We start from the raw sequence: 24,981 nt of genomic DNA on the forward strand, positions 1-24,981 counted from the left end.
AAAGAGCTTGCTTGTTGAGAAATGGACAGCAACTAAGTGTAACTTAATGGATTAACTTATTGAATTTATTGCTTTACCTTATTTATTCGTAACTTTCTCTTGAAAACCATAGCTCGAAGCACAATATAGCCTTGATAGTAAAATGGTGACTAGGTCGTAAGACCTGATTTTGGCAATTGAAGTCAGATGGCTTAGCAAGTGAGTAACATTACTCCCCATACTGGACTAGTAGCATTAGGAGATTCAGCATGCCAGACAAACAAAAAGCATTAGGCATTCTCGCGTTAGCTGGCGTAGCGCCATACCAGGAAAAAGCTGGTGAAGAGTACATGAACGCTGACCAGCTAGAGCATTTTAAAAAGATTTTAGAAGCTTGGCGTAACCAATTGCGTGAAGAAGTTGATCGCACAGTAACTCACATGCAAGACGAAGCAGCAAACTTTCCTGATCCAGTTGACCGTGCAGCGCAAGAAGAAGAGTTCAGCTTAGAATTACGTACCCGTGACCGCGAGCGTAAACTGATCAAGAAAATCGAGAAAACACTACAGCTAATCGAAGAAGACGATTTTGGTTTCTGTAATTCATGTGGCATTGAAATTGGTATTCGCCGCTTAGAAGCGCGCCCTACTGCCGATTTATGCATTGAATGTAAAACGCTAGCAGAAATCAAAGAACGCCAAATGGCGGGCTAACGCGCTAAGCGAGCTACCAACAATCGATGGCGTTTTCGCTAATACAGCGGCCAAGTACCCAATATCGCGGCCGCTTTGCTCCCTCTCCCTCTGGTTTACTTCATTTTGGTTCTTTATTAACGGCGCTGGCTAGCTATTTAGACGCTAAGGCCAACAATGGCCTGTGGTTAGTGCGCATTGAAGATATTGATCCACCACGTGAACAAGCAGGTGCAGCCGACGAAATACTGCGTACCCTTGAAGACTATGGTCTGCATTGGGATGAACAAGTACGTTATCAAAGCCAGCAATCTGCCCTTTATGAACAAGTATTAAGTGAACTTGCAACGCATAACTTAACCTATGCCTGTGCCTGTACTCGTGCGCAAATAAAGGCTAGCGGCGGTATTTATAGCGGTCACTGCCAACACTTACACTTGCCTTATCCTGCACATGCCGTTCGCATTCGCAATCAATGTAAAGCAGACAACTACCAAGATTTAATTCAAGGTAAGGTGCAATGCGACCCAGCACTTGCTGGTGAAGACTTTATTATCAAGCGCAAAGACGGCTTGTACGCCTACCAATTGGCTGTGGTCAGTGACGACATCGATCAGGGCATTACCCATATAGTACGCGGCTGTGATTTGCTTGAGCCAACCGCTCGACAGCTTACGCTTTATCAAACCTTTGGTGTCGCTGCGCCGCAATATGCGCATGTGCCGCTGATCACTACACATGATGGCTATAAGCTAAGTAAGCAAAATAAGGCGCCAGCAATTGATCGCAAAGCGCCACAAGCCAGTATCATCAGTGCGTTAGACTTTTTAGGCCAGCAGCCCCCAGCGCAGCTAAACGATGGTACACCAGAAGAAATACTCGCGTGGGCAGTCGAACACTGGCAATTAACGAATGTGCCTAAACAAGCAAGCATCGCATTGCCTGCATAGCATTCATTGTATTAGAACTTTTATTCTAATTGCCGATAGTTTTCATTCTCTTTTGTTGGTGGCTAGGTTAAAATTGCGCCGTTTTGAGACTTGCGTCTTAGACGTTCTTTGTATTCCGAGGTTGTTATTATTAAACGCGTTATCAATTTGTGTAAAAAAGTACTGAGTCGAGACAAAGCTAAGCAAGAAAGTGCTAGTGCGGCTGATCAGTCATTTCCTATTGTCATTGCTCGTGACCAGCACACAGTGTCACGTAAATTTATTAGCGATAATGCGCTAAAGGTACTCTATCGCCTGAAAAAAGGGGGTTATGACGCCTACCTTGTCGGCGGTGGTGTGCGTGACATGTTGCTCGGCATCGAGCCCAAAGATTTTGATATCGCCACGAACGCAACACCAGAGCAAATTAAAGCGTTATTTCGCAATTGTCGCTTAATTGGTAGACGCTTTCGCTTAGCTCATATTGTTTTTGGCCGCGATATTATCGAAGTTGCCACTTTCCGTGGTCACCACGACAGCGCGAGTGACAAGCAAAAAGAGTGTAAGAAAACATCCAAGCAAAGTGCTGATGGTATGCTTCTTCGCGACAATATTTACGGCTCGATTGATGAAGATGCCGAGCGTCGCGACTTTACCATCAATGCCCTGTACTACAGCGTAGAAAACTTCAACATTTACGATTTTGCTGGTGGTGTTGCGGATATTGAACAGCGTTTAATTCGTTTAATTGGCGACCCTGAAACACGCTACCGCGAAGACCCTGTGCGAATGCTGCGCGCAGTGCGTTTTGCCACTAAATTAGATATGGAAATTGGCGAAGAAACGGCTCAGCCCATTAAGCCTCTGGCTAATTTGCTGCTCAATATTCCACCAGCACGTATGTTTGAAGAGTTCCTAAAGCTATTTGTTTCAGGCAAAGCATTAGCGAATTTTCACATGCTTAGAGACTACGGACTTTTTGAGTACCTATTCCCAATTGTTGAACAAAGCTTAATAGCTGAACAAGCGCAGGCTGAAGACCATATGTCGCGCTTTATTCAACTAGCAATGAGCAACACAGATCAGCGCATTAATACCAACCAAAGAGTAACGCCAGCATTTTTACTCGCTGCCTTCTTATGGTACCCATTGTCTCGCCAAGTCACACAGTTGAGACAAACAACGCAATTAACGCCGCAAGACGCATTTTTCGCTGCGCTACACGAAGTAATGTCGGAGCAGCAACGCAGCATTGCCGTGCCGAAACGCTTCCAAGCGCCAATGAAAGATATTTGGATACTGCAAGACAAGCTTGCTCGTCGTGAAGGCAAGCGCGCTTACAAAGCGTTTGAGCACCCTAAATTTAGAGCCGGTTATGACTTCTTGCTATTGCGCGGTGAAATTGAAGGCGGTGAAACAGCCCAGCTCGCCAAATGGTGGACCGATTTCCAAGAAGCGTCACCAGAATCACAACAAATGATGATTAAGTCGGTTGCTGGCAGCCGCCCGGCACGCCGTTCCGTGCGAAAACGCCGCAAGCCGCGTAAAGCAAGTGCTGGCAAGGCTGAATAGGCATGGCAACCGCGTATATTGGTTTAGGCAGTAACCTTGCAGAGCCCGCAAAGCAAATTCAACAAGCGGTTGATGCGATCAGCACAATAGAGCGCTCGCGTATTGCTGCACTTTCAAGCCTATTCTTTAGTCGTCCTATGGGCCCTCAAGACCAGCCAGATTATATGAACGCAGTGCTGGCACTTGATACAGAGCTGACGCCAATTGAATTACTGGATGCACTACAGGCGATAGAAAAGCAAGCCGGTCGCGTGCGTAAAGGCGATCGCTGGGGTCCGCGTATTCTCGACTTGGATATCATCTTATTCGACCAACAAATTATTAATAATGAGCGCTTAATCATTCCGCATTACGGTATGAAAGAGCGCGAATTTGTACTACGCCCTTTGGCAGAAATTGCCCCTCAACTTGTGTTACCTGATGGTGATCTCGTTAGTGAATTAAGTAAAGCGATTGCAACTAACGGGTTAAAAATTTATGGTAAGTTGCAACTTAACTAGCTGAGCAAGCTAGTGTTAACCGTTAGCTATGCTAGTGGTTTGATTGACTAAGGTGCAACGTCACTTACTCGGAAAAAATTATGGCTAAAATTACAACATCTAAGCTATTAAAAATGAAACAAAATGGTGAGAAAATTTCCACCATCACCGCCTACGATGCCAGCTTTGCTAAGCTTTTCGATCAAGCGGGTATTCACGCTATTCTTATTGGTGATTCACTCGGAATGGTATTACAAGGTAACGACGATACCTTGCCTGTAACCGTCGAAGATATGGCTTACCACACACGCTGTGTTAAAGCTGGCGTTGAAAACACGCTGATTATTAGTGACTTGTCATTTATGAGCTATGCCACCAAAGAACAAGCTTTTGAAAACGCTACTAAGTTAATGCAAGCGGGCGCTTCAATTGTCAAAATGGAAGGCGGTAGCTGGTTGGTTGATACCATTAAAGGCTTAGTAGAGCGCGGTATTCCAGTATGTGGTCACTTAGGCCTTACACCGCAGTCAGTGAATGTATTTGGTGGCTTTAAAGTACAAGGGCGTGAACAAGCGCAAGCACAGGCTATGATTAAAGAAGCTAAAGCATTGGAAGCGGCAGGCATTCAATTACTCGTACTTGAGTGCATTCCAGAAAGCCTCGGCAAAGCGATTAGTGAAGCGGTCAGTATTCCAACCATCGGCATTGGCGCAGGTCGCCATACTGATGGCCAAATCTTAGTAATGCACGACGCATTAGGTATTTCGTGCAGCTACATGCCAAAATTCTCACGCAACTTCCTCAAAGATACAGGCGATATTAAGCAAGCTATCGAACTTTATATCGATGAAGTGGCAAATGGTAACTTCCCTGGCGAAGACCACATTTTTAGCTAGGTAAGGGCAGAGTTTCAATGCAAGTTGTTAGTGATATTCAGTCGTTACGCACGCAAATAAAAGCGTGGCAAAAACAAGGTTTAACCATTGGTTTTGTGCCGACCATGGGTAATTTACACCAAGGCCACTTAGCCTTAGTTAAAGCAGCCAAGCAACGCGCCGACAAAGTAGTGGCGAGTATTTTTGTCAATCCAATGCAATTTGGTGCGGGGGAAGATATCGATAATTACCCGCGCACGATGGAAGCCGATCAAGAGAAACTAACGGCAGAAGGCACAGATCTACTCTTTACACCAACACCTGATATTGTCTATCCGAAAGGATTAGATAAGCAAAGCTATGTTGAAGTATTACAAGTGTCTGACGGTTACTGCGGTGAAAGTCGCCCTGGCCATTTTCGCGGCGTAGCAACGGTTGTCTGTAAACTCTTTAACTTAGTACAGCCTGACATTGCTTGCTTTGGCTTAAAAGACTATCAGCAAGTGCAAGTGATTCAGACCATGGTTGAAGACTTGAACATGCCGATTGACATTGTGCCAGTCCCAACCAAACGCGAAGACAGTGGCCTTGCCATGAGCTCTCGCAACGGCTACCTAACGGCAGAAGAAAAAGCTAATGCGCCTGCGCTTTACCAAAACATGCAGTGGCTTGCCGAGCAAATTCAAAATAACGACGACTTTATTGGCCTAGCCAAACAAGCCGAAGCGAAAATCAATGCCGCCGGCATGCAAGTTGACTACCTCAATATTGTTCATGCCCGCACCCTGCAACCTGCCAGCGAAGACGATAACGAGCTTGTTATTTTAGCTGCTGCATACTGCGGTAAAGCCAGATTGATTGATAATTTGCAGGTCACCATTAGCAAGTGATGTAGCAAGTAATATAACAAATCATATAGCAAGTAATGAATCATCAAACCTCATTGTTTTGATGCCGACTTGTTACTTGATAACCACAAATTATTAAATTATCACCAAAGCGTTAGTGTTCGTAAAAACGAAACTAACGCTTTTCTTCTTTCACTCGGTAAAGTTGAAAGCTCCCATCAATCCACGAATGGGTTTTGGCAGTGTGAAAGGCATAACCATTTAATGCATTTTCATACATTGGCACCAGCAATAACTGATTGGCAAAGCTAGGGTGCGATGTTTGGATACGATAGGCGCCATTTTCTTTCACCAACTGCTGTGGTTCAAAGCTGGTTTCATTGGTGATACCCATGCCCAAAAAGAATTTGGTAAGCGTGCTTGGCTGATCTGGATAAACAGCTAAGCTCAACAACTCAACTTTATCGTCTTTCCTAATAGTACCTACCCATAACCCATAGATACCCTGCTCAGGTAGCGCTAACAGTTTGTCGATGGTTTCTCGATATTTACTCCAATATTCACGAATAGTTGAGCGATTTTTCTGATAACTTAGTTGATATGCTCTGGAAACCATAGGCTCTCCCGCTCGGCTTTTAGTTTGTTCGAACACCATAACGTTCGACGAATCCTCGTATTCTGGCGCTAAGCTGAGGTAATCAATATAGTCCGTACCTTCAGTATCAAACGTGATAAGGCATCGCAGTTGGTCACAGTGTATATTTTGCTCACTAAAATCCCGTTGTTTTCCATGCTGAAAGGCACTTGGAATGTTCATTTTGAAGATCTTGTGATTGCCGTTCTCGTTTAACTGCAGCAAGACAAATTCATGCTCGCTAATGCCTTCATATAACCCCGGCTTTAGCGACACATCTTTTGCCATCACATAACCTATTGATACGGCCTGAAGTAAAAGTGATAACAAAATTGCTATTTTTCTCAATGAAAACTCCTTTAATGAATTGAGTAACCTAAGTTCAAACACCTTACGCTAACTAATTCACAATAGAAAATAAACGTTAGCATGTCTCTAATTGTGTAATTAACGACAAATATTTATCGTTTTTCGATAACTTATTATTGAAAAATAAATTTTTAATGTCTACATTATCACCAAAAGGAGGTTTCTATGATTGCATTTCAAAAGCTTTGCCAGCTAAATCAAGGCAAGATAATGGGCTTTACTATTTTTATGGGCATTATGACCCTAATGAGCTTGGTTGGAGGCATTGCCATTATCAGTAAAAAAGGAGTGGCAGAGTTTGCTAGCGATCCAGTTTTCTTTAATCTTATGATCACCGTTCCCACTTCATTTGTTTTCCTCTTGTTGGTGCACAAAATCTTCAACTTATACATTCAAGGGGAGTTTTTTACCGCTAACGTACTTAACGTATTTAAAACCATCGCTAAGCTAGCCATTTCATATGGGCTTATTATCAAGCCTGGCATAATGATCACAACGGAATACTTAGTACTCGCTAATCAAGGTGAAGATTTTAGCTTTACAACGCTTTATCTTGGCTCTGCGGATTTTGTGGTCGCCGTTATTGGCTATTGCCTGCACCTTGCCGCTGCCGTTACCAAAATTTCACGAGAGTTAGAAGAAGAGCAGGAGTTAACCATTTAATTATGCCTGTTATTGTTAATTTAGACGTAGTGCTTGCGCAGCGGAAAATGAAGCTAAATGACCTAGCGGCGGCGATTGGCATTACCCCGCAAAATTTGAGCGTGCTAAAAGCTGGGCGCGCCAAGGCAATCCGCTTTAGTACGCTAGAAGCCATATGTCAGCACTTAAACTGCCAACCGGGCGATATTCTTGCTTTTGAAGAAGACTCTAGCTCACCCAGTCATGTGGAAAAGGAAGCCTAATGTTAAGCTTTGATTTTACCTATCAAGAACACCAAATTCGTTATACCGTTGATTTTATGGGCCGTGAAAAGGTTTATTTAAATGAGGACCTGATTGCAAAGCCAACACAGTGGTTTAAGTCCGTTAACTCACTAACCATTAACATTAATAACGAAACGCTGAATTTGCATCGTACTATTTCATCATGGAGCAGTGGTGAATATCAAATTACGCTGACCAACAATAAGCGAATTATCGAAAAACAAAGTCAATTTTTCTTCGATAAGCGATTGGGGGATCATGATGAAAAACTTATTTTCAAAGGTCACGAAAGCCAATGGGTAGAAGAAATTAAACCACCGCAGCGCACGCTAAAACTCGCGTTCTTGTTTTATATGCTAAGTGTTTTGTACTCATTAACCGAAGGGATCTTTGAGCAGAACTGGGCTTTACCTCTCATATTAGCTGCAGGAGGGATAATTCTTGGCTATTCAGTCTTTGATTTTATCCGAAGCGCGATCAGTGCTTTATTCTCGTAAGATAAAGGCCGTGAAAATATAGCAGCTTTCAAAGCGCAAAATTAAGCTAAGTATTTATGCTACTAAAAAGCCGCGAATAAACGCGGCTTTTTGATATCAATGAGGTATTAAGTACTAATTGAATTAATCTAATTCGAGTTGCTAATTTTTGCCAATAGCTCTGGCAAAAATTTAATACTACTTTGTGCAACTTCTACTTGCTCAGTAAGCACATCATGCAATATCTCTTCCGTAGTCAACGGGTTTGCCAGTACTACACGGAATACGAGCACTTTCTCACCACCGTATTTTTGAACTTCAATACGCGTACGCGAAACGAACGACTTACCCGCTTCACGTTGTGTTTTTTGAATATGCTTGGTGAGTTTATCAATGACTTTGTTTATCGCTTGATTGGTTTCAACGTCAGCACCCGCCATAAACGCTTGCACTTGAGATGGCACATAACGATAAGTAAGCAAACACAGCTCAGGCTCTGTCACTAATTCAAATTCGCTGTGTTCACGAATGATCTTGGCAAAGTACTTTGCTTTTTCAATCGCTTGATTGATCAAAAGCTCATAACCCGGGCGACTAATAATATGCAAGCTGGCATAAACTAACATTGCCATACCCGGGCGTGAACCCTCTAACGTATGACTACCTAAGTCTTTTGAGCCTTTACGCAGAATATATTCAGCATGATGCTCAATGGCCGCGACCGATGATGGGTTTTTAAAGACCACTAAGCCAGCGCCCATTGGCACATACATTTGCTTATGAGCATCAATCGTTACTGAGTCGGCTTGCTCTATACCCGCAAGTAAATCACGGTATTTGTTCGACAGTAGAGTTGCTCCGCCCCAAGCCGCGTCGACGTGGAAGTGACACTTAAATTGCTGAGCAATTGCGGCCATATCAGCGAGTGGGTCAATATTGCCGGTTTCCGTAGTACCCGCAACACCAACAATGCTTAGCACACGAATATTTTTGTCAGTTAGCTCCTGACATTTCGCCGCCAATTGCTGGCAGTCAATGCGATTGTATTCATCGGTTGGAATCGCGATCACGCTATCTTGGCCCAAGCCCAGTACATCTGCAGACTTCTTCAACGAGTAGTGACCGCGATCAGATACTAAGATTGCTAAACCATCGTAACCATAGTGCTTAAGTGCATTAAATAAGCCTTCACGGGCAACGCCTTTAAAGTCGCCATCAGCTTTTAGCATGTTATTGCGGGCAACCCACAAGGCCGTCAGGTTTGCTACTGTACCACCAGAGCAAAACGCGCCGAGTGAGTGATTGGCGCTGTGCATCCACGACTGATAAAAGTCATCAGAATCGAGATACACTAGGCGATGCATCATGCCTAAAACTTGGCGCTCTAATGGCGTGAAGGCCTTGGAGGTTTCAATTTTTACCAAGTTTTGGTTCAAACCTACCATCAGCTTTGATAATGGCAACAAGAAATGCGGCAAAGCTGAGGTCATATGACCAATAAAGCTTGGGCTTGAAGTATGAACCGAGCGCGACACTAGCTTATCAAGCAAGTGATGGGTGTGATCAGATACAAATGCTGGTTGCTCAGGAATACTAGAGCCTGCAAAGTCCTTTTCGATCTCGGTGAGTGCTTGCTCCGTAGCAACGATATGATTACCTAAAAAGCCCGCCAGATTTTCTGAGATCTCTTTCTCAATTCGACCTAAAGTCGAGTCTGGGGCTTCAGGAATTGTAAAGATACGGTGCATCGACTCTAATGATACTTCCGCCGCGCGTTTACCTGCCGTCATACATTACCGTTAAATAAAGCTTTTCTATGTTCAAAACGAATGCGGCAGTTTAATCAAAATCGTCGAAAATGTCTCGTTTCTTTGTGTTATTGCCACCATAGCGTTGAGCTACGAGGGTGTTACGAAGGCGCTACCCGATATAGATCAGGCAGGCTTGAGAAAGGGTAATTAAAACAAATGCTTTAGTTAGTACATCTTTTTTGATGGTGTTAGACATTGAGTTCTCCTTGCATTGAACAAGGAGTCCATCAATATTTACGCCAACTCTATAACTCTATGGTTATATTGGCTTTTTATGAAAAAGCTAAAATATAAACAAACAGTATTAGTATTTTTAACAAGTAAAATTAGTGAAAATCACTAGCTTATGGTTAATTGCCAACATTGCTGACCGCTGTTAATAAACTTAGCTTCAAATGGTGTAATTGGCGTATCGCCCTCGGCTAATTTGATCTCAGTGATCTGCCCTTCTCGGCCAGCCAGCTTAGCTGCGATTAAAAACTCTTCCAAATACAGGCGCCAGTTACTGCGTAGCTCAATGGTTTCGCCAATTTGGATTATGCTAGGAAAGACTGCTGCACCATGCCAGCGACGCTGAATATGTTTAGCTTTAGGCCAAGGATTTGGGTACAAAATATTGTGCTTGGCGATCGGCCAGTTTGCTTTTGCCACTAAACGGTAAAAGTCATTCAGGTCGGCGCGAATAATTTCAAAGTTAGTCACGCCAGCTAAATCTACCGGAAAGTGTTCTTCGACATTGCGGTTTACGCGGTGCGCAGACTTATCCACGCCAATAACTATCGCGTTAGGGTTTTGCTTGGCAAGTAAACGGGTACTTTGCCCAACGCCGCAGCAGGCATCAAGAATAACATCACCCCCCCATGCTCTCACTTTCGCATCAAGCGCTTCAAAAGCGGTCAGGGTGTGCTGTTGAAAAGGTTTCTCAAAGCGGTGCGATAAGTGCTTTTGCACTATCTGCGCTAGCTTTTCGTGTACCCCATCTTGATTAGTAACAATCGCTTTGGAGTCGCCACTAAGCGCATCATTTTGGTTATTTTGATCAGGCATAATTTGCTCAGACATTAGCTTGTTCGCCATTAACTTCTTAGGCATTAGCTTCTTAGGCCAATGCCTTTGCGAATCAAGTACATCGCCGTTGACCATAATCCAACGATGAAAACACCCAACACTGCGAAAGCAACGGTTAGGTCAATATCGCTAATGCCTAAAAAGCCGTAGCGAAACGCATTAACCATATACACAATAGGGTTCAGTTGCGAAACACCTTGCCAGAATTCAGGCAACAAGCTTATTGAGTAAAACACGCCGCCTAAGTAAGTTAACGGTGTTAAAACAAAAGTTGGAATAATTGAAATATCATCAAAGCTGCCGGCAAATACTGCGTTGATTAAGCCACCAAGGGCAAACACCGCAGAAGTTAACGCCACTGTGATAATAATCACGGCAAAGTTATGAATTTGAATGTTAGTAAAGAACATAGCAATACAAGTGACAATAGCGCCCACTAAAATACCACGCGCCATACCGCCGCCAACATAGCCAGCAACAATCACCCAGTTTGGCACTGGTGCCACCAACATTTCTTCGACATTTCGCTGCCATTTTGCGCTAAAAAACGACGAGGCCACATTTGAGTAGGAGTTTGTAATCACACTCATCATGATCAGACCCGGCACAATAAACGACATATAATCAAAGCCGCCCATTTCACCAATACGTGAGCCAATCAGCGAGCCAAATATAACGAAATATAAGCTAATCGTGATCGCCGGTGGTACTAAGGTTTGCACCCAAATTCGCATAAAACGATGCACTTCTTTGTGCATAATACTTTTTAATGCAATAAAGTTGGTAGTTGAGCTCATCTGTTTCTCCTTATGCCTCTGCTTCGTTATTAGCAACGAGTCGCACGAAAAGCTCTTCTAATCGGTTTGACTTATTACGCATACTTAATACTTGTACGCCCTGCTCTGAAAGCTGGGCAAATACGCCGTTTAGCCCTTGTGTTTTTTTAACGTCCACTTCAAGCGTATGGTCATCAATGACACGATAGGTAAAATCTTGCAGGCTAGGTTTAACGCTATTGGCTGGCAAATCTAAGACAAAAGTTTCAATATCTAAGGTTGCCAATAACTGCTTCATGCTAGTATTTTCAACAATCTGACCACTGTCGATAATGGCAATATTGCGACACAGCATTTCAGCTTCTTCTAAGTAGTGAGTGGTCAAAATAATGGTGATTCCCTGAGCGTTCAGCTCGCGCAGAAACTCCCACATTGAGCGACGTAGCTCAATATCGACACCTGCCGTTGGCTCGTCCAGAATAAGCACTTTTGGCTCATGCATTAAGGCACGAGCGATCATTAAACGGCGCTTCATACCACCCGAGAGCATACGGGCAGCGTTGTCACGCTTTTCCCATAAATCCAGTTGCTTTAGGTACTTTTCCGCACGCTCTACTGCCACACTGCGCTCAACCCCATAATAACCCGCTTGGTTGACCAGAATACGCATTAAAGATTCAAACTGGTTAAAGTTAAATTCCTGTGGCACTAAGCCGATAAAGCTTTTCGCTTTTTCTAACTCTTTATCAATATCGTGGCCAAACACTTTAACGGTGCCAGAGGTTTTATTCACTAACGATGTGATCACGCCGATTGAAGTGGATTTACCCGCTCCATTAGGGCCAAGCAAGGCAAAAAAGTCGCCCTGTTCAACCGACAAGCTAATACCTTTTAGGGCGTGAAAGTCGCCTTTATATATTTTTTGTAAATCTTTGATTTCTAATGCGGGGGTCATGAACGCAACCTTAACTTTAACTATGGAGAGCTTAACGTTATCGAACTAGTAATTATGAGGTCAAAGCTGTGCTTTTCAACTCAGCTAATACCGAAATTAGTGCGAAAATTAGCGCTAAAAAAAGCTCGCCGTAGCGAGCTTTTATCACGTTTGGTTAGCTGTAACGCTAAGTTACTTACCAGCGCGAGAGACGTATTCGCCGCTACGGGTATCACACTTAACCACTTCGCCAATTTGTACAAATAATGGTACGCGTACAACAGCGCCTGTGCTTAACGTAGCTGGTTTACCACCAGTACCCGCTGTGTCACCTTTTAAGCCAGGATCTGTTTCAGTCACTTCTAACTCAACGAAGTTAGGTGGCGCAACTGAAATAGGGTTGCCATTCCAGAAAGTGATCGTACAAATGTCACCTTCTACTAACCATTTCGCATTGTCGCCAATCGCTTTTTCGTCAGCAGCAACTTGCTCAAAAGTTTCGTTATTCATAAAATGCCAGAATTCGCCGTCGGCATATAAATAACCAAGATCTGAATCCATTACATCAGCACCTTCAACAGATTCACCTGACTTGAAGGTTTTCTCTAGTACTTTACCAGAGATTAATTTACGGATTTTAACGCGGTTAAATGCTTGGCCTTTACCTGGTTTAACGATTTCGTTTTCAAGAATGTTACAAGGCTCGCCGTCGATCATTAATTTCAGACCAGCTTTAAATTGGTTTGTACTAAAAGAAGCCATAAATACTCGCTTAACTTTCGAGAGATTAGATTAACAAATGCCGCAGATAATAACTCAAATTCAACCAGATTTGCACACTTCTTGGCAAAAAGAGTTGGCTGATGTCGTAACCGATCCCCGTGAGCTACTTGAGTTGTTAGCCATAGACCCTGAGCAATATCTTGAACACTTTAACGCCCGTAAGTTATTTCCCGTGCGTGTGCCAAGGCCATTTATCTCGCGGATGCAACTGGGCGATATTAACGACCCGCTGTTAAAGCAAGTGATGCCAGTAAGTGATGAGTTTATTGAACTTGACGGCTTTGTCAGTGATCCGCTCGGCGAGCATGAAACGGCTGCCGAAGGGTTACTGCATAAATACAAACATCGGGTGTTGATGATTGTTAAAAGTGGCTGCGCGGTAAATTGTCGCTACTGCTTTCGTCGCCATTTTCCATACCAAGATAACAGCCCGAATAAAGCCCGCTGGCAACAAGCACTGGACTATATTGCCGAGCGCAATGAAATAAACGAAGTGATTTTTAGCGGTGGCGATCCATTAATGGCTAACGATCAACATTTGCAATGGCTAGTTGAGCAAATATCGGCAATTGCGCATGTCACCAGATTGCGTATACACACCCGCCTACCTGTGGTGATCCCAGCGCGTATCACCGACAGCTTAGTTAACATGCTCTCCAACACTCGCCTTAAAGCCACTATGGTATTTCATATTAATCACCCGAATGAAATCGACCAAGAGGTTGAACAAGCTATTGAAAAACTGCGTGCTGAACGCATTCCGTTGTTTAACCAAAACGTCTTGCTCAAAGGGATCAATGATGACGCGCGCACATTAGCTCAATTGAGTGAGCGCCTGTTTGATAGCGGCATTCAACCTTATTACTTGTTTTTGTTAGACAAAGTAAAAGGTGCAACGCATTTTGATATTAGCGAAGCGCGTGCCATTAGCATTGTAAATGAATTAATGACCATATTGCCGGGCTACCTAATGCCCAAACTGGTACGGGAAATTGCGGGCGAACCTAACAAAACCCCGATTAATTTGCGATAATAACGCCAACTATTCCCACTACTTCATTTGTTATGTCTGACGCTGTAAACCAACAACTGATTGATAATATTTCGATTATTTTAAAGAAATCTTTGGCTGCTGACGCCACCCTTGCGCAACTGCGCGAAGAGAAAAAAGCGGGCTTTTCAGCAATTTTCACTGCAGATGCAGGCTTTAAGTCATCTGCAAATACCTTCCAACCTTATGTCGAAGAAGTCGCTGACGACCTTTTGCAATGGCAACAATCGCAAAATAAAGAGTTACTGGTCGCGCTGGTAAAGAAAATTGAACAACTTTTTACCGTGCTGGCAAACTTCGAACAATCTTACACATAGTCGTTCTTACACATACAGGTTATTGGCAAACGAGCTGATCTCGGCCAGCTCGTTTTGCTTGATACAAGCGTTGATCTGCCACATTAATAAGCTCATTTAGCGATTCAGCTTTTTCATCAGCAAAGCAAGTGCCGGCACTCACCGTGATGGATGCTTGCTCAGGCGCACTATAGCTCACTAGGCAAGATTGAATCTCCTTATAAATACTGCGCACACCCTCACGGCAACAAATAGTTTCATCAAGACCATCAATTAATACCGCAAATTCTTCCCCGCCATACCGATAAACCACCGCTCCGTTTGGCATGGTTTGACTAAATACCTGCGCCCCATCTCGCAAGACCTTGTCGCCAGCAACGTGACCAAACTTATCGTTAAATACCTTAAAATGATCAATATCGATAAACATCAAGGCAAAGTTTTGATTGTGTAGTGTAAATTTTTGCCATAACTTGCGAATATCAGCATCAAAACTTCGTCGATTCTGAATGCCAGTTAGGCCGTCTTCTAATGAAGCTTGCAATAATTGTTGATTAACGCGCGTAAGCTTTTCAGTTTGCAGTTCTACCTGCAACGCCAACTCTTTATTTAAGTGGAAATCGCGTAACTTTTTATAAGCCAAAAACATGACTAGAAATAGTAATGTAAGTGCTGCAAATAAATAGCGCTCTTCAACTGTTTTATTTCGATTCAACTCTGCCTGATAGGCTTTTTGTTGCTGCACAACCTCAAGTTTTTGCTGCAATTGAAGTGCTTCAGACTCTGCCAGCATAGTATTTAACTCAGTATTAAACCGATTGCGCTCTAGCGCCTGATAAGCTTGCTCAGCAGCAATTGCTTTTTCTGGCTGCTCGAGTGCTGCTTCAATTAGTGCATTGAGAATGAATAGTGAAGCGAGCGATGACTGGTAATCTAGTTCATCCGCGAGTTTTAAGCCCTCGCGCAAATAAAGCTGCGCTTGCAAGGCATCGCCACGCCAATACCAGGCTTTTGCCAGCACCTGCAAGTTACCAACTAGCGCTTTATTGTGATCACTTGCTCGACTATGGCTTACCCCTTGCTCAGCGTAAGCTTGTGCCTTAATAGGCAGTTTCATTAACAAGTAAACCTCAGCAATGTTGTGCAACGCCGCAGCTAAGTTATAACTTTCTTCTTTTTGCTGGTAATAGGACAGCGAAGCCTGTAAACGAGCCAACGCATCCGGAAAATTTCCGGCGTATTTCAGTGCAACACCTAAATCAGCCTGTGCTCTTGCTAAGTCATTGTCATGACCATGCTTTTGATAATACGTCACTGCGCTTTCAAGCATAGCGATCGCTTGGTCGAAGCGACGCAACGAAATATACAAGCCCGCAATATTTGCCCGAACATCGACAGCATCGTATTCAGAGCCATGCTTTAAATACAGAGGCTCTGCTTTTAGATAACTAGCGAGTGCCGCTTGTGAATGCCCTTGGGCGCTTTGTGCCAACGCTACATTATTGAGCACATTTGCCTGCTGCACTTTGTTGCCCGACTGTTCATAGTAAGCCAGCGCTTGCTGGTAGTAGATCAAGGCATTATTAAGATCGCCTTGGTAATAATAAATAATACCGAGCAGTTTCTCGGTTGCAGCCTGTGGCTCGGCAAGTTGGTGCTGCTGGGTATGCAGGTAGGTAATTTGCCCTTGCAGAAGCGCATTGCTAAGCTCACTTTGCCTAAAATAATACATGGTGAAGGCATTAAGTGCTTCGAAGCGTTGCTGAGGAGATAACGACGGTTGCGCTAGCAATTGCTCAAATTGTGCTAACTGATCCGCTTTGTCGAGTTGTTGAATGCTTGCCAATCGTCCTTGAAAATCGAAGGCAAATACCTGAAAAGAAACAAGGGAAAAACATAAGAATAATGATAAAAACTGCATTGTTTGCCAATAAATGAAAGTGCAACACAGTTTATATATCATTCTATCAAAAAATAATTAACTACTTTTAAGTAGTTGTTTATTAATTATTTGTTGTTGACTGATTAGGTTTTCTGAAGTTGTGCGGCAAACGTTTTGTTAAACCAGTCTTCCAACATACGCTTTTCATACCCTAGCGACTCGGTGCTCGAACGCGTTTTGATATGGTGTAAAAAGTTCATATCTTTAAGCGAAACCTGCTCAGCAGCCAGTGCTTGCTGGTTTGCATCAAGCAATTGGTAATCAAAGTCTATCTTAGGAAAATGAATTTGACGCACAATGCGAATTTGTTGAGTTCGGCCAAATTCTACATTGCCAGCTAAATCCAAATTGGTCACGTTTAATTTAAGCTCAAACCCTTCTGGTAATTTAGCGGCGAGCTTAGTCACAAATGTTTCAAGCTCTTTAAACGTGCGCTGCTTAAACCGTTCACGGGATTCATTGGCCGGTCGAATATCGCGATAGTCGTCAGGATTCGTCCATTCAACTTTTGCCGTACCCGCATGAGCAGAAGTCATACTGGCTGAGACTAACAAGGCAAATAAGCTATAAGTGATAGATTTCATGTGCTGTACTCCTATATATAAAACTGAAGAGCATGGCTCAAGTTAGAATTTACTAACAATTTCTTTATCAAACCAATCTTCAAGCATTTGTTTTTCATAAGCAAATGGCTTCATACGATGACTCTGATGCTGACTGCCAGCCAAAAAAGCTTTCCCTTTAACTTGCGCTTGCTGCTCAGCAATTATCTGGCCACTTGCATTTTTCAATTGGTAGCTAAACGCCATATTAGGATAGTCGATATCTTTGATAATTCGTACTTGTTGGCCTCTGACAAAAGTAATTCGCCCCGCCAAATCAACTTGAGTAACATCCATATTCAATTGATAGCCCTTTGGTAGCGACTGAGATAGCTCCTTTAAATACGCTGAGATTTCTTTAAAGAAACGTTGCTGAAAATTCCGCTTAGTTTCGGTAGTTGAGCGCAAATCACGGTACTTTTCAGCATTAGTCCAATTGACTTCTACCTTATTGGGCTGCGCTGAAAAGGCCAATGATGAAAAACTTAACGTCGTACCGACTATTGCTGCCATCACAACTAATTTTGTATGTTTCATTTTTCTACCTACTGCTCTGTTGTATTAATTGTGACCAATAAAAAAGCCGCTGGTTCAGCGGCTTTACAATTAATAACAAAGATTTATTCAGATTCTGAAGGCATAAAGGTTTCAGCATACCATTGGTCAATCATTTGCTTTTCATAACCTAAGGTTTTGTCTTTATAAATATTGGCCGTTGTGGCAATAAAGTCAGGCTTTTTCAAATACGCACCACCCGCTTTAATCACCTGACCAGCTTCATCATATAGCTTGTAAGTAAACTTCATACGTGGGAAGTAAGTGCTAGAAATAAAGCGACGTCGTTGTGTTTTGCTGTCAACATTCACATAGCCAGCTAAATCTAGGTCTCTAACAACTATTTTAAGTGTTTGCGAATCAGGCAGCGACTTCGCGAGTTCACCAAAATTACGCTCTAGGTCCGCAAAGGTCGTTGCTCTAAATTGTTCACGACTATTACCACCGGGGTGAATATCACGATAGTTATCAGGCTCGCGCCATTCTACTTCTACTGATGCCGCCAATAACTGACTAGACATGGTTGAGAACAAAATTGCCATCACCATCGCGGCACGAGTACAACGCTGAAAACATGAAGTGAACACAGGGATAAATTGCATCATAGTAAATATAAACGACTGATAAATTGTTATTTCATGCTGAGAAACGATGAAAGAACTGAGTTGACGACGGTAACGGCACGTTGCTCTCGCTGCGCAGGGCTAAAATCTTGATGAACAAAGCCTTGCACTGCACCGCGCCAGATACGCTGATTAGTAATATTATCTTCAATATAGATAAGAAAACTGCCTTTTTCCAAACGTTCAGCACTGCTCAAACCAGGTAATACACCAAACTCTTCACTGATTTTGCTATCAGGGAGGTCTTGCTGTAATGCTAAGCCATAAACAACTGTAAACTCACCTTGTCCATTATCACTTGGCTGATAGCCTGCGGCTAGTAGCGCTTGATTAATAGCTTTACTGTAGCTCTCGTAAATGCTGGCCTGCTCTGCTTGACTAAACGAAGCATTAATAAATTTGGGCGACAACGAAAACTTAGCGCCCTTTGCATAGCTGATGGGCATATCTCGAACTGATGAAATCGCGAGTTGAGATTGCCTAACTTGATCTTTATCTGTTGGCTGAACTGTCTGCACGCAAGCGGAAACAAGTAAAGTACAAAAAAGCATAAGTGGGTAGCACAATTTATTCATATAACTTCACCAACCCTTTAGTAAAGGCTATCGCACAGCGGAATAATAAAAAGCACTAGCGGATTAGCATTGATCACACTGGCATTTGCTGCTTAATTAATGCGCGGCATTGTACTGATAATCGTCAAGATTTTCATATTATTTTTGCAACATTATGTACGATTAATGACTCATGCTAGCAATAAGTTAATTAGTTGGTTTTGAAACGTTAAGTTGTGATTTACATCAAATGTCTATGGTCAAGCTCGTTGTATGTACAAAAAAGGATTGAAAGGAAAGCAATTGAAATAAATGTCAGGCCGCCAAAACAAGTATTAATAGTATCGAAGACATTGGTTTGTGAGCGAAGTAACAATGCCGCAATCTAAATTTCAGGCACAAATTTTTGGTAATAAAAAACCCGCCGAAGCGGGCTTTATTAATTAGGTTTTGGCACATTTTGCGCAGGATAAGACGTTTAGTACAAGGCGTTATGAGCGGCGCATACGCTTGTTTGTATGTAATCGAAGTAACAACGCCATAATCAAGATCACAGGCACAAATTCAAGGCAATAAAAAACCCGCCGAAGCGGGCTTTATCAAATAGGTTTTAGCACATTTTGCGCAGGATAAAACGTTTAGTACAAGGCGTTATGAGCGTCGCATACGTTTGTTTGTATGTGAGCGAAATAACAACGCTGTAATCAACGTTTTAGACCAGCAAAATTACATCATGCCAGGCATTCCGCCCATACCACCCATACCGCCCATATCAGGCATAGCAGGAGCAGCTGCATCTTTTTGCGGAGCGTCAGTAACCATAGCTTCAGTCGTTAGCATTAAGCCTGCAACAGAAGCGGCGAATTGCAATGCAGAGCGCGTTACTTTCGCTGGGTCTAGAATACCCATTTCTAACATGTCGCCGTATGAGCCGTTACCAGCGTTGTAACCGAAGTTACCTTCGCCGTTGCGTACTTCGTTAAGTACGACAGACGCTTCGTCACCGCAGTTAGCAACGATTTGACGTAATGGTGATTCCATTGCGCGAATTGCTACATTGATACCGTGGTTTTGGTCTTCGTTGTCGCCTTTAAGTTCTTTGATCTTGTCAGCAACACGTACTAGCGCAACACCACCACCAGCAACTACACCTTCTTCAACTGCAGCGCGAGTTGCGTGAAGTGCGTCGTCAACGCGGTCTTTCTTCTCTTTCATTTCAACTTCAGTTGCAGCACCCACTTTGATCACTGCTACACCGCCAGCCAGCTTTGCTAGGCGTTCTTGAAGTTTTTCTTTGTCGTAATCTGAAGTTGTTTCTTCGATTTGACCGCGAATTTGTGCAACACGACCTTGGATGTCTGCTTCTTCGCCGATACCGTCGATGATGGTTGTGTTGTCTTTCGAGATCACAACTTTCTTCGCTTGACCTAAGTCTTCTAGAGTCGCTTTTTCAAGCTCCATACCGATTTCTTCAGAAATCACAGTACCAGCTGTTAAGATTGCGATGTCTTGAAGCATTGCTTTACGACGATCACCAAAACCAGGTGCTTTAACCGCTGCTACTTTAACGATGCCGCGCATGTTGTTAACTACAAGTGTTGCTAACGCTTCACCTTCAACATCTTCAGCAATGATAAGTAGTGGCTTACCAGCTTTTGCAACGCCTTCTAATGTTGTTAGCAATTCACGGATGTTTGATACTTTTTTATCAACTAATAAAATGAATGGGTTTTCTAATTCAACCGCACCACTTTCTTGGTTGTTGATGAAGTAAGGTGATAGGTAACCGCGATCGAATTGCATACCTTCAACCACGTCTAATTCGTTTTCTAACGATTGACCTTCTTCAACCGTGATAACGCCTTCAGTGCCTACTTTGTCCATTGCCGTAGCAATGATTTCACCAACGCTAGTGTCAGCGTTTGCAGAAATAGTACCTACTTGCTCGATCGCTTTATTATCAGCACATGGAGTAGAAATCGCTTTTAACTCTTCTACAGCTGCAGCAACCGCTTTGTCGATACCGCGCTTAAGATCCATTGGGTTCATACCCGCAGCGATTGATTTTAAGCCTTCGTTAACGATTGATTGCGCAAGCACTGTTGCAGTTGTTGTACCGTCACCAGCTTCGTCATTTGCTTTAGACGCTACTTCTTTGACCATTTGAGCGCCCATGTTCTCGAACTTGTCTTCAAGTTCGATTTCTTTTGCCACAGAAACACCATCTTTAGTGATTGATGGGCCGCCAAATGACTTGTCTAATACTACGTTACGGCCCTTTGGACCTAAGGTAACTTTTACCGCATCTGCTAAAACGTTAACACCGTTAAGCATCTTAGCGCGAGCGTCATTACCGAATAATACGTCTTTTGCCATGATATTAATTCCTATCTTTTATCGTCTTATCGCCCTTGGTTGCTGCATGTTGTGCTACAGCAGATATGGCAATAGTTTATTCACCACTCATTGCTGCATGTTGTGCTACAGCAAGCGCGGTAATAATTCGTTAACTTTGCTCGTTATTCTACGATGGCTAAGATGTCGCCTTCGCTAAGAATAAGTACTTCTTCACCGTCGATTTTTTCAGTTTTTACGCCGTAACCTTCGCTAAAGATAACTTGATCGCCAACTTTAACGTCTAAAGCACGCACTTCACCGTTTTCAAGGATGCGGCCGTTGCCAACAGCAACAACTTCACCACGCGTTGATTTCTCAGCAGCGCTACCCGTTAATACGATACCGCCAGCAGATTTCGACTCTACTTCTTTACGTTTGATGATTACGCGATCGTGTAATGGACGAATGCTCATGAATGTTCTCTCCTGAGAATAGTGTTTATGTAAATTGTTGAAGAATTAAATAGGGCCGTATTTTGCCAATACAACCCTGGTAATTAAATTTTTTAGTCCTTGCGCTCAAACTCGCCTTCAATGGTGTTACCTTGCTCAACGTTACCTGTTTTAGTTCGCGCTTTGTCAAAAGGATCAGTGTGTTGTTCAAAGCCATGTGGTTGGCCTGAAGCATGATGGCTTTGCTGGCGATAGGTAAAGCTTGCACCGCCCATACCTTGCATTCCCTGAACAGTTTGCGTTGCTAGGTGCTGCTGCACACTTGCCACTAAACCACTACGCACTTGTGGAATAAGCAGAGATAGGCCAAAGGCGTCAGTCACAAAGCCAGGGGTGACTAACAATACGCCGGCAACTAGTAGCAATAAGCCAGCAACAATTTCTTGTGATGGCTCTTCACCCACCGCCATTTTAGTCTGCAAGTTTTGAATAGTCGCGATTCCTTGCGCTTTAACATTCTTTGCCCCCAACCAGGCAGTGATAACCACTATCGCCACTGTTGGCCATGCGCCAATCAGTGAGCCCACTTGCATTAACACTGCAATTTCAATGATGGGAACAATAACAAAAAGAATAAATAAAACTCGGAACATATATACTCGTGCTAATTCAAAGTGCTTGTTTCAGTTGGAATTAAAAGCGATTTAGGCAAGGCATTGATGATAAAGAATGGTGTCTCATAGTTAGCATCAATAACGCAGCATAAATCGCTTTTAAACCAACCCTTCTCTACCTAATAACAATGGGGGCGCTTCACAGGAACTCAATCTCTGTGTTGCACCTTATTGAAAGGGAATACCATTACTGCCAAGCTGCGCCTTGATATTGAGCCCCTGTGAAAGCGCTGAAATCATGCATCTTGAAATAGCACGAGTATTCATACCTTTTAAATTAGATGAAACTTATATGAGGGTTGTCGGGTCATTTTCAACCACACGATATACTTGTAGGCAACATTGCTTAGCTTTCGACTTGTTGAGCGGTGCATTGTTGGCCTAAACATGGTAAAAATAGCCCACTATTTTTGCCCGCACTAAATGCTGAAAACTAATGTATCAAGTCGTATTGTGTAATTGCCCAAGCCGTATCGTTGCCGAGCAAATCGCAGAGCAACTCATCACTGAGCAACTCGCTGCTTGTGTGAATCTGATGCCAGGTATCACCTCAGTTTATCAGTGGCAGGGTAATATTGAACAAGAGGATGAAGTGATGCTGCTCATAAAAACGTCAGCAGAGTTCTTTGAAGAGCTGTCGGCTCGTATCGAAACACTTCACCCTTACGAAGTACCGGAAGTTATTGCCCTAGATATCCAGCAAGGCAATAACGCATATTTAGACTGGATTGCAGGTTCGTTAAAGTAGTTTATGAAACAGTTCGCTTTACTCATACTGACATGGTTTGTGCTTTCACTAGCACCAACTTATGTTAACGCACAAGACAGTATTTTTGACACTTCATCGTCTAGCTTATTTAGCAGTGACAATGAATTCCTAAAAGTTGACGAAGCTTTTGTCTTTGACTTTCATCAAAACAAAGACAAGTTACTCGTTAGTTTTAACGTTAAAGAAGGCTACTACTTATATCGCCACCAATTTCGCTTCACTAGCGAAGGGGCAACGCTAGCAGAAGTTGAATTACCTGCTGGTAAAGAGCACGAAGACGAATTCTTTGGCGTTCAACAAATTTTCAATAAAGACGTAGAGTTTACGCTGCCAATTATTGAAGCAGCCGACGGCTCAAGTGTCACCATTCGCTACCAAGGCTGTGCGGAAAAGGGCCTTTGCTACCCACCAACCACCAAAACGGTTGATTTAAATGAGGTTAAAGCGAGCGATACCAGCAACGTATTAGCGGCGTTAAATAGCTCAGCCAATAATGTGCCAGCCGAGCAAGCGACTTCAACGTCAGCAACTGGCGCAAGCAGCGAGCAGTTTGAATTATTATCACTGTTGCAAAACGAAAGCTTGCTAGTGACTTTAATCGCCTTCTTTACGGGTGGTTTACTGTTGTCATTCACCCCTTGTGTTTTCCCTATGTACCCAATTTTAACGGGTATTATTGTTGGCCAAGGCGATAACTTATCAACGAAACGCGCCTTTAGCCTATCGTTTTTCTATGTGCAAGGTATGGCGATTACCTACACGATTTTAGGTGTTGTTGTAGCCCTCGCTGGCGCCCAATTCCAAGCCATGTTCCAACACCCCGCGGTATTAATTGTCTTGAGTGTGCTATTCGTATTCTTGGCACTTTCTATGTTCGGCATGTTTAACCTAGCGCTACCTGCAAGCTGGCAGAACAAGCTAAACGAAATGAGCAACAAGCAAGAAGGTGGTTCATACACAGGCGTAACGTCAATGGGCGCAATCTCAGGTTTAGTGGCTTCACCTTGTACCACTGCACCATTAACTGGCGCCTTAATCTATATCTCGCAAACTGGCGATATCGTCTTAGGTGCAGCAGCGCTATACGCGCTAAGTATTGGTATGGGCTTACCATTGTTAGTATTAGGTAGCTCTGGTGGTAAATTACTACCAAAAGCCGGCGCTTGGATGAACATCATCAAGAACATCTTTGGTATATTGCTACTAGCTGTGCCAATTTTCTTATTGGAGCGCTTCTTACCGGTAAGCATTTCTGGTGCGCTATGGTCGCTACTTATTCTAGGTGCCGCAACTTACTTCTATGTAGCGAATCAAAATACCAATAAAAACTTCTGGTATGGTGCGCGTAGCTTAGTGATTTTCTTAGCGCTATTCGTAGGAGCAAACCAGCTTTACAAGCAAGTATTCCCACAACCAGCCGTTGCTGCCAGCAGCCATGAATCTGATGTTAAACACTTTGTTCGCGTGGCAAACCTTGCAGAATTAGAAACGACGATTGCTGAGGCAAATCAGCGCGGTGAAACCGTCATGCTAGATTTGTACGCTGATTGGTGTATCGCTTGTAAAGAATTTGAAGAGTACACATTCCCGAAACCAGAAGTGCAGAAAGCGTTAGCCGATACACTTTTGGTTCAAATTGATTTAACGGATACAGGCGCTGATAGCTCAGTGGAATTAATGGAACACTTTGATGTGTTCGGCTTACCTTCGATTCTGTTCTTTGATAAGCAAGGTGATGAAGTTAGCAACAAGCGTGTAACCGGTTTTATGGGCGCACCTGAATTTGCTGCTCATGTGAATTCAACATTTAATTAGTTTGAAAGTAACTTAAACGATTAATCGTTTAAAGCTTAATAATTCAAGTAATGAAAAACGCCGAGTTATTGCTAACTCGGCGTTTTTGTTTTGATGCAGACTAATGTCCTTAGGCTTAATTAAGCGAGTGTAGCTGTTAGGCTGCACCTGCCAAATTATA

27 protein-coding genes are annotated in these 24,981 nt (G+C 43.1%); 13 read left to right on the forward strand and 14 right to left on the reverse strand.

Annotation, left to right across the window (positions count from 1 at the left end):
- The first annotated feature begins 248 nt into the window (after nucleotides 1–248).
- From dksA to panC, 6 genes are all read left to right on the forward strand, one after another.
- Nucleotides 249–692, forward strand: a complete 444-nt coding sequence (gene dksA, locus ACSLUR_RS08505) for an RNA polymerase-binding protein DksA (RefSeq protein ID WP_116001843.1) — start codon at nucleotides 249–251, stop codon at nucleotides 690–692.
- Between the two features lie 26 nt (nucleotides 693–718).
- The gene (gluQRS, locus tag ACSLUR_RS08510) at nucleotides 719–1,621 is read left to right on the forward strand and encodes a tRNA glutamyl-Q(34) synthetase GluQRS (RefSeq protein ID WP_448553620.1); all 903 of its coding nucleotides are present in this window, start codon (nucleotides 719–721) and stop codon (nucleotides 1,619–1,621) included.
- 225 nt (nucleotides 1,622–1,846) lie between these two features.
- Nucleotides 1,847–3,172, forward strand: a complete 1,326-nt coding sequence (pcnB, locus tag ACSLUR_RS08515) for a polynucleotide adenylyltransferase PcnB (protein WP_448554353.1) — start codon at nucleotides 1,847–1,849, stop codon at nucleotides 3,170–3,172.
- 2 nt (nucleotides 3,173–3,174) lie between these two features.
- Nucleotides 3,175–3,672, forward strand: coding sequence for a 2-amino-4-hydroxy-6-hydroxymethyldihydropteridine diphosphokinase (gene folK, locus ACSLUR_RS08520; RefSeq protein WP_448553622.1), 498 nt, complete (start codon nucleotides 3,175–3,177; stop codon nucleotides 3,670–3,672).
- Between the two features lie 80 nt (nucleotides 3,673–3,752).
- A complete protein-coding gene (gene panB / locus ACSLUR_RS08525) occupies nucleotides 3,753–4,547 on the forward strand; it encodes a 3-methyl-2-oxobutanoate hydroxymethyltransferase (protein WP_448553624.1) in 795 nt (264 codons plus the stop codon).
- A 17-nt stretch (nucleotides 4,548–4,564) separates the two neighbouring features.
- Complete coding sequence (panC, locus tag ACSLUR_RS08530) at nucleotides 4,565–5,416, forward strand: pantoate--beta-alanine ligase (RefSeq protein ID WP_448553626.1); 852 nt, start codon at nucleotides 4,565–4,567, stop codon at nucleotides 5,414–5,416.
- A 133-nt stretch (nucleotides 5,417–5,549) separates the two neighbouring features.
- On the opposite strand, the gene ACSLUR_RS08535 is transcribed toward panC, so the two are convergent.
- Nucleotides 5,550–6,356 (reverse strand): hypothetical protein, encoded by an 807-nt coding sequence (locus ACSLUR_RS08535; protein ID WP_448553628.1) that lies wholly within the window; start codon nucleotides 6,354–6,356, stop codon nucleotides 5,550–5,552.
- A gap of 186 nt (nucleotides 6,357–6,542) precedes the next feature.
- Between ACSLUR_RS08535 and ACSLUR_RS08540 the strand changes: the two genes are divergently transcribed.
- Genes ACSLUR_RS08540 through ACSLUR_RS08550 form a run of 3 tightly spaced genes read left to right on the forward strand, consistent with a single transcriptional unit; the run spans nucleotide 6,543 to nucleotide 7,800 of the window.
- Nucleotides 6,543–7,040 carry a DUF2975 domain-containing protein gene (locus ACSLUR_RS08540; RefSeq protein ID WP_448553630.1) on the forward strand — a complete coding sequence of 166 codons (498 nt, stop codon included), beginning with the start codon at nucleotides 6,543–6,545 and terminating at the stop codon, nucleotides 7,038–7,040.
- Between the two features lie 2 nt (nucleotides 7,041–7,042).
- Nucleotides 7,043–7,282, forward strand: a complete 240-nt coding sequence (locus tag ACSLUR_RS08545) for a helix-turn-helix domain-containing protein (protein WP_448553632.1) — start codon at nucleotides 7,043–7,045, stop codon at nucleotides 7,280–7,282.
- On the forward strand, nucleotides 7,282–7,800 hold the full coding sequence (locus tag ACSLUR_RS08550) for a hypothetical protein (RefSeq protein WP_448553634.1): 519 nt from the start codon (nucleotides 7,282–7,284) through the stop codon (nucleotides 7,798–7,800). Before ACSLUR_RS08545 ends, ACSLUR_RS08550 begins: the two co-directional genes overlap by 1 nt.
- Nucleotides 7,801–7,928: 128 nt before the next feature.
- Here the strand turns inward: ACSLUR_RS08550 and panP are convergent, their stop codons facing one another.
- From panP to efp, 5 genes are all read right to left on the reverse strand, one after another.
- Nucleotides 7,929–9,569 (reverse strand): pyridoxal-dependent aspartate 1-decarboxylase PanP, encoded by a 1,641-nt coding sequence (gene panP, locus ACSLUR_RS08555; protein ID WP_448553636.1) that lies wholly within the window; start codon nucleotides 9,567–9,569, stop codon nucleotides 7,929–7,931.
- 360 nt (nucleotides 9,570–9,929) lie between these two features.
- Complete coding sequence (gene trmB / locus ACSLUR_RS08560; RefSeq protein ID WP_448554356.1) at nucleotides 9,930–10,637, reverse strand: tRNA (guanine(46)-N(7))-methyltransferase TrmB; 708 nt, start codon at nucleotides 10,635–10,637, stop codon at nucleotides 9,930–9,932.
- A 44-nt stretch (nucleotides 10,638–10,681) separates the two neighbouring features.
- Nucleotides 10,682–11,455, reverse strand: a complete 774-nt coding sequence (locus ACSLUR_RS08565) for an ABC transporter permease (RefSeq protein WP_448553638.1) — start codon at nucleotides 11,453–11,455, stop codon at nucleotides 10,682–10,684.
- Between the two features lie 10 nt (nucleotides 11,456–11,465).
- Complete coding sequence (locus ACSLUR_RS08570; RefSeq protein WP_448553640.1) at nucleotides 11,466–12,389, reverse strand: ABC transporter ATP-binding protein; 924 nt, start codon at nucleotides 12,387–12,389, stop codon at nucleotides 11,466–11,468.
- Nucleotides 12,390–12,560: 171 nt separating this feature from the next.
- Nucleotides 12,561–13,130, reverse strand: coding sequence for an elongation factor P (efp, locus tag ACSLUR_RS08575; RefSeq protein WP_116001866.1), 570 nt, complete (start codon nucleotides 13,128–13,130; stop codon nucleotides 12,561–12,563).
- Nucleotides 13,131–13,167: 37 nt separating this feature from the next.
- Between efp and epmB the strand changes: the two genes are divergently transcribed.
- On the forward strand, nucleotides 13,168–14,184 hold the full coding sequence (gene epmB, locus ACSLUR_RS08580) for an EF-P beta-lysylation protein EpmB (RefSeq protein WP_448553642.1): 1,017 nt from the start codon (nucleotides 13,168–13,170) through the stop codon (nucleotides 14,182–14,184).
- Nucleotides 14,185–14,216: 32 nt separating this feature from the next.
- Nucleotides 14,217–14,519, forward strand: coding sequence for a hypothetical protein (locus tag ACSLUR_RS08585; RefSeq protein ID WP_116001868.1), 303 nt, complete (start codon nucleotides 14,217–14,219; stop codon nucleotides 14,517–14,519).
- Between the two features lie 19 nt (nucleotides 14,520–14,538).
- Here the strand turns inward: ACSLUR_RS08585 and ACSLUR_RS08590 are convergent, their stop codons facing one another.
- The 8 genes from ACSLUR_RS08590 to ACSLUR_RS08625 form a co-directional block, all read right to left on the reverse strand.
- The gene (locus tag ACSLUR_RS08590; RefSeq protein WP_448553644.1) at nucleotides 14,539–16,419 is read right to left on the reverse strand and encodes a GGDEF domain-containing protein; all 1,881 of its coding nucleotides are present in this window, start codon (nucleotides 16,417–16,419) and stop codon (nucleotides 14,539–14,541) included.
- A gap of 104 nt (nucleotides 16,420–16,523) precedes the next feature.
- Nucleotides 16,524–17,024 carry a DUF3016 domain-containing protein gene (locus tag ACSLUR_RS08595; RefSeq protein WP_448553646.1) on the reverse strand — a complete coding sequence of 167 codons (501 nt, stop codon included), beginning with the start codon at nucleotides 17,022–17,024 and terminating at the stop codon, nucleotides 16,524–16,526.
- Nucleotides 17,025–17,066: 42 nt separating this feature from the next.
- A complete protein-coding gene (locus ACSLUR_RS08600) occupies nucleotides 17,067–17,579 on the reverse strand; it encodes a DUF3016 domain-containing protein (RefSeq protein WP_448553648.1) in 513 nt (170 codons plus the stop codon).
- Between the two features lie 83 nt (nucleotides 17,580–17,662).
- The gene (locus tag ACSLUR_RS08605; RefSeq protein ID WP_448553650.1) at nucleotides 17,663–18,202 is read right to left on the reverse strand and encodes a DUF3016 domain-containing protein; all 540 of its coding nucleotides are present in this window, start codon (nucleotides 18,200–18,202) and stop codon (nucleotides 17,663–17,665) included.
- A gap of 26 nt (nucleotides 18,203–18,228) precedes the next feature.
- Nucleotides 18,229–18,795, reverse strand: coding sequence for a DUF4136 domain-containing protein (locus tag ACSLUR_RS08610; protein WP_448553652.1), 567 nt, complete (start codon nucleotides 18,793–18,795; stop codon nucleotides 18,229–18,231).
- A gap of 705 nt (nucleotides 18,796–19,500) precedes the next feature.
- On the reverse strand, nucleotides 19,501–21,153 hold the full coding sequence (gene groL / locus ACSLUR_RS08615; RefSeq protein WP_448554358.1) for a chaperonin GroEL: 1,653 nt from the start codon (nucleotides 21,151–21,153) through the stop codon (nucleotides 19,501–19,503).
- Nucleotides 21,154–21,293: 140 nt separating this feature from the next.
- Nucleotides 21,294–21,584: a co-chaperone GroES gene (locus ACSLUR_RS08620; protein ID WP_116001882.1), complete on the reverse strand. Its 291-nt coding sequence runs from the start codon at nucleotides 21,582–21,584 to the stop codon at nucleotides 21,294–21,296.
- Nucleotides 21,585–21,676: 92 nt separating this feature from the next.
- Entirely contained in the window at nucleotides 21,677–22,216 is a 540-nt protein-coding gene (locus ACSLUR_RS08625) for an FxsA family protein (protein WP_448553655.1), read from the reverse strand.
- 457 nt (nucleotides 22,217–22,673) lie between these two features.
- Between ACSLUR_RS08625 and cutA the strand changes: the two genes are divergently transcribed.
- Together cutA and ACSLUR_RS08635 are read left to right on the forward strand one after the other, a co-directional pair.
- Nucleotides 22,674–22,985, forward strand: coding sequence for a divalent-cation tolerance protein CutA (gene cutA, locus ACSLUR_RS08630; protein WP_448553657.1), 312 nt, complete (start codon nucleotides 22,674–22,676; stop codon nucleotides 22,983–22,985).
- Nucleotides 22,986–22,988: 3 nt separating this feature from the next.
- Nucleotides 22,989–24,821 carry a protein-disulfide reductase DsbD gene (locus ACSLUR_RS08635; protein WP_448553659.1) on the forward strand — a complete coding sequence of 611 codons (1,833 nt, stop codon included), beginning with the start codon at nucleotides 22,989–22,991 and terminating at the stop codon, nucleotides 24,819–24,821.
- Nucleotides 24,822–24,981: the final 160 nt, after the last annotated feature.

The organism is Thalassotalea montiporae (genome assembly GCF_053485855.1).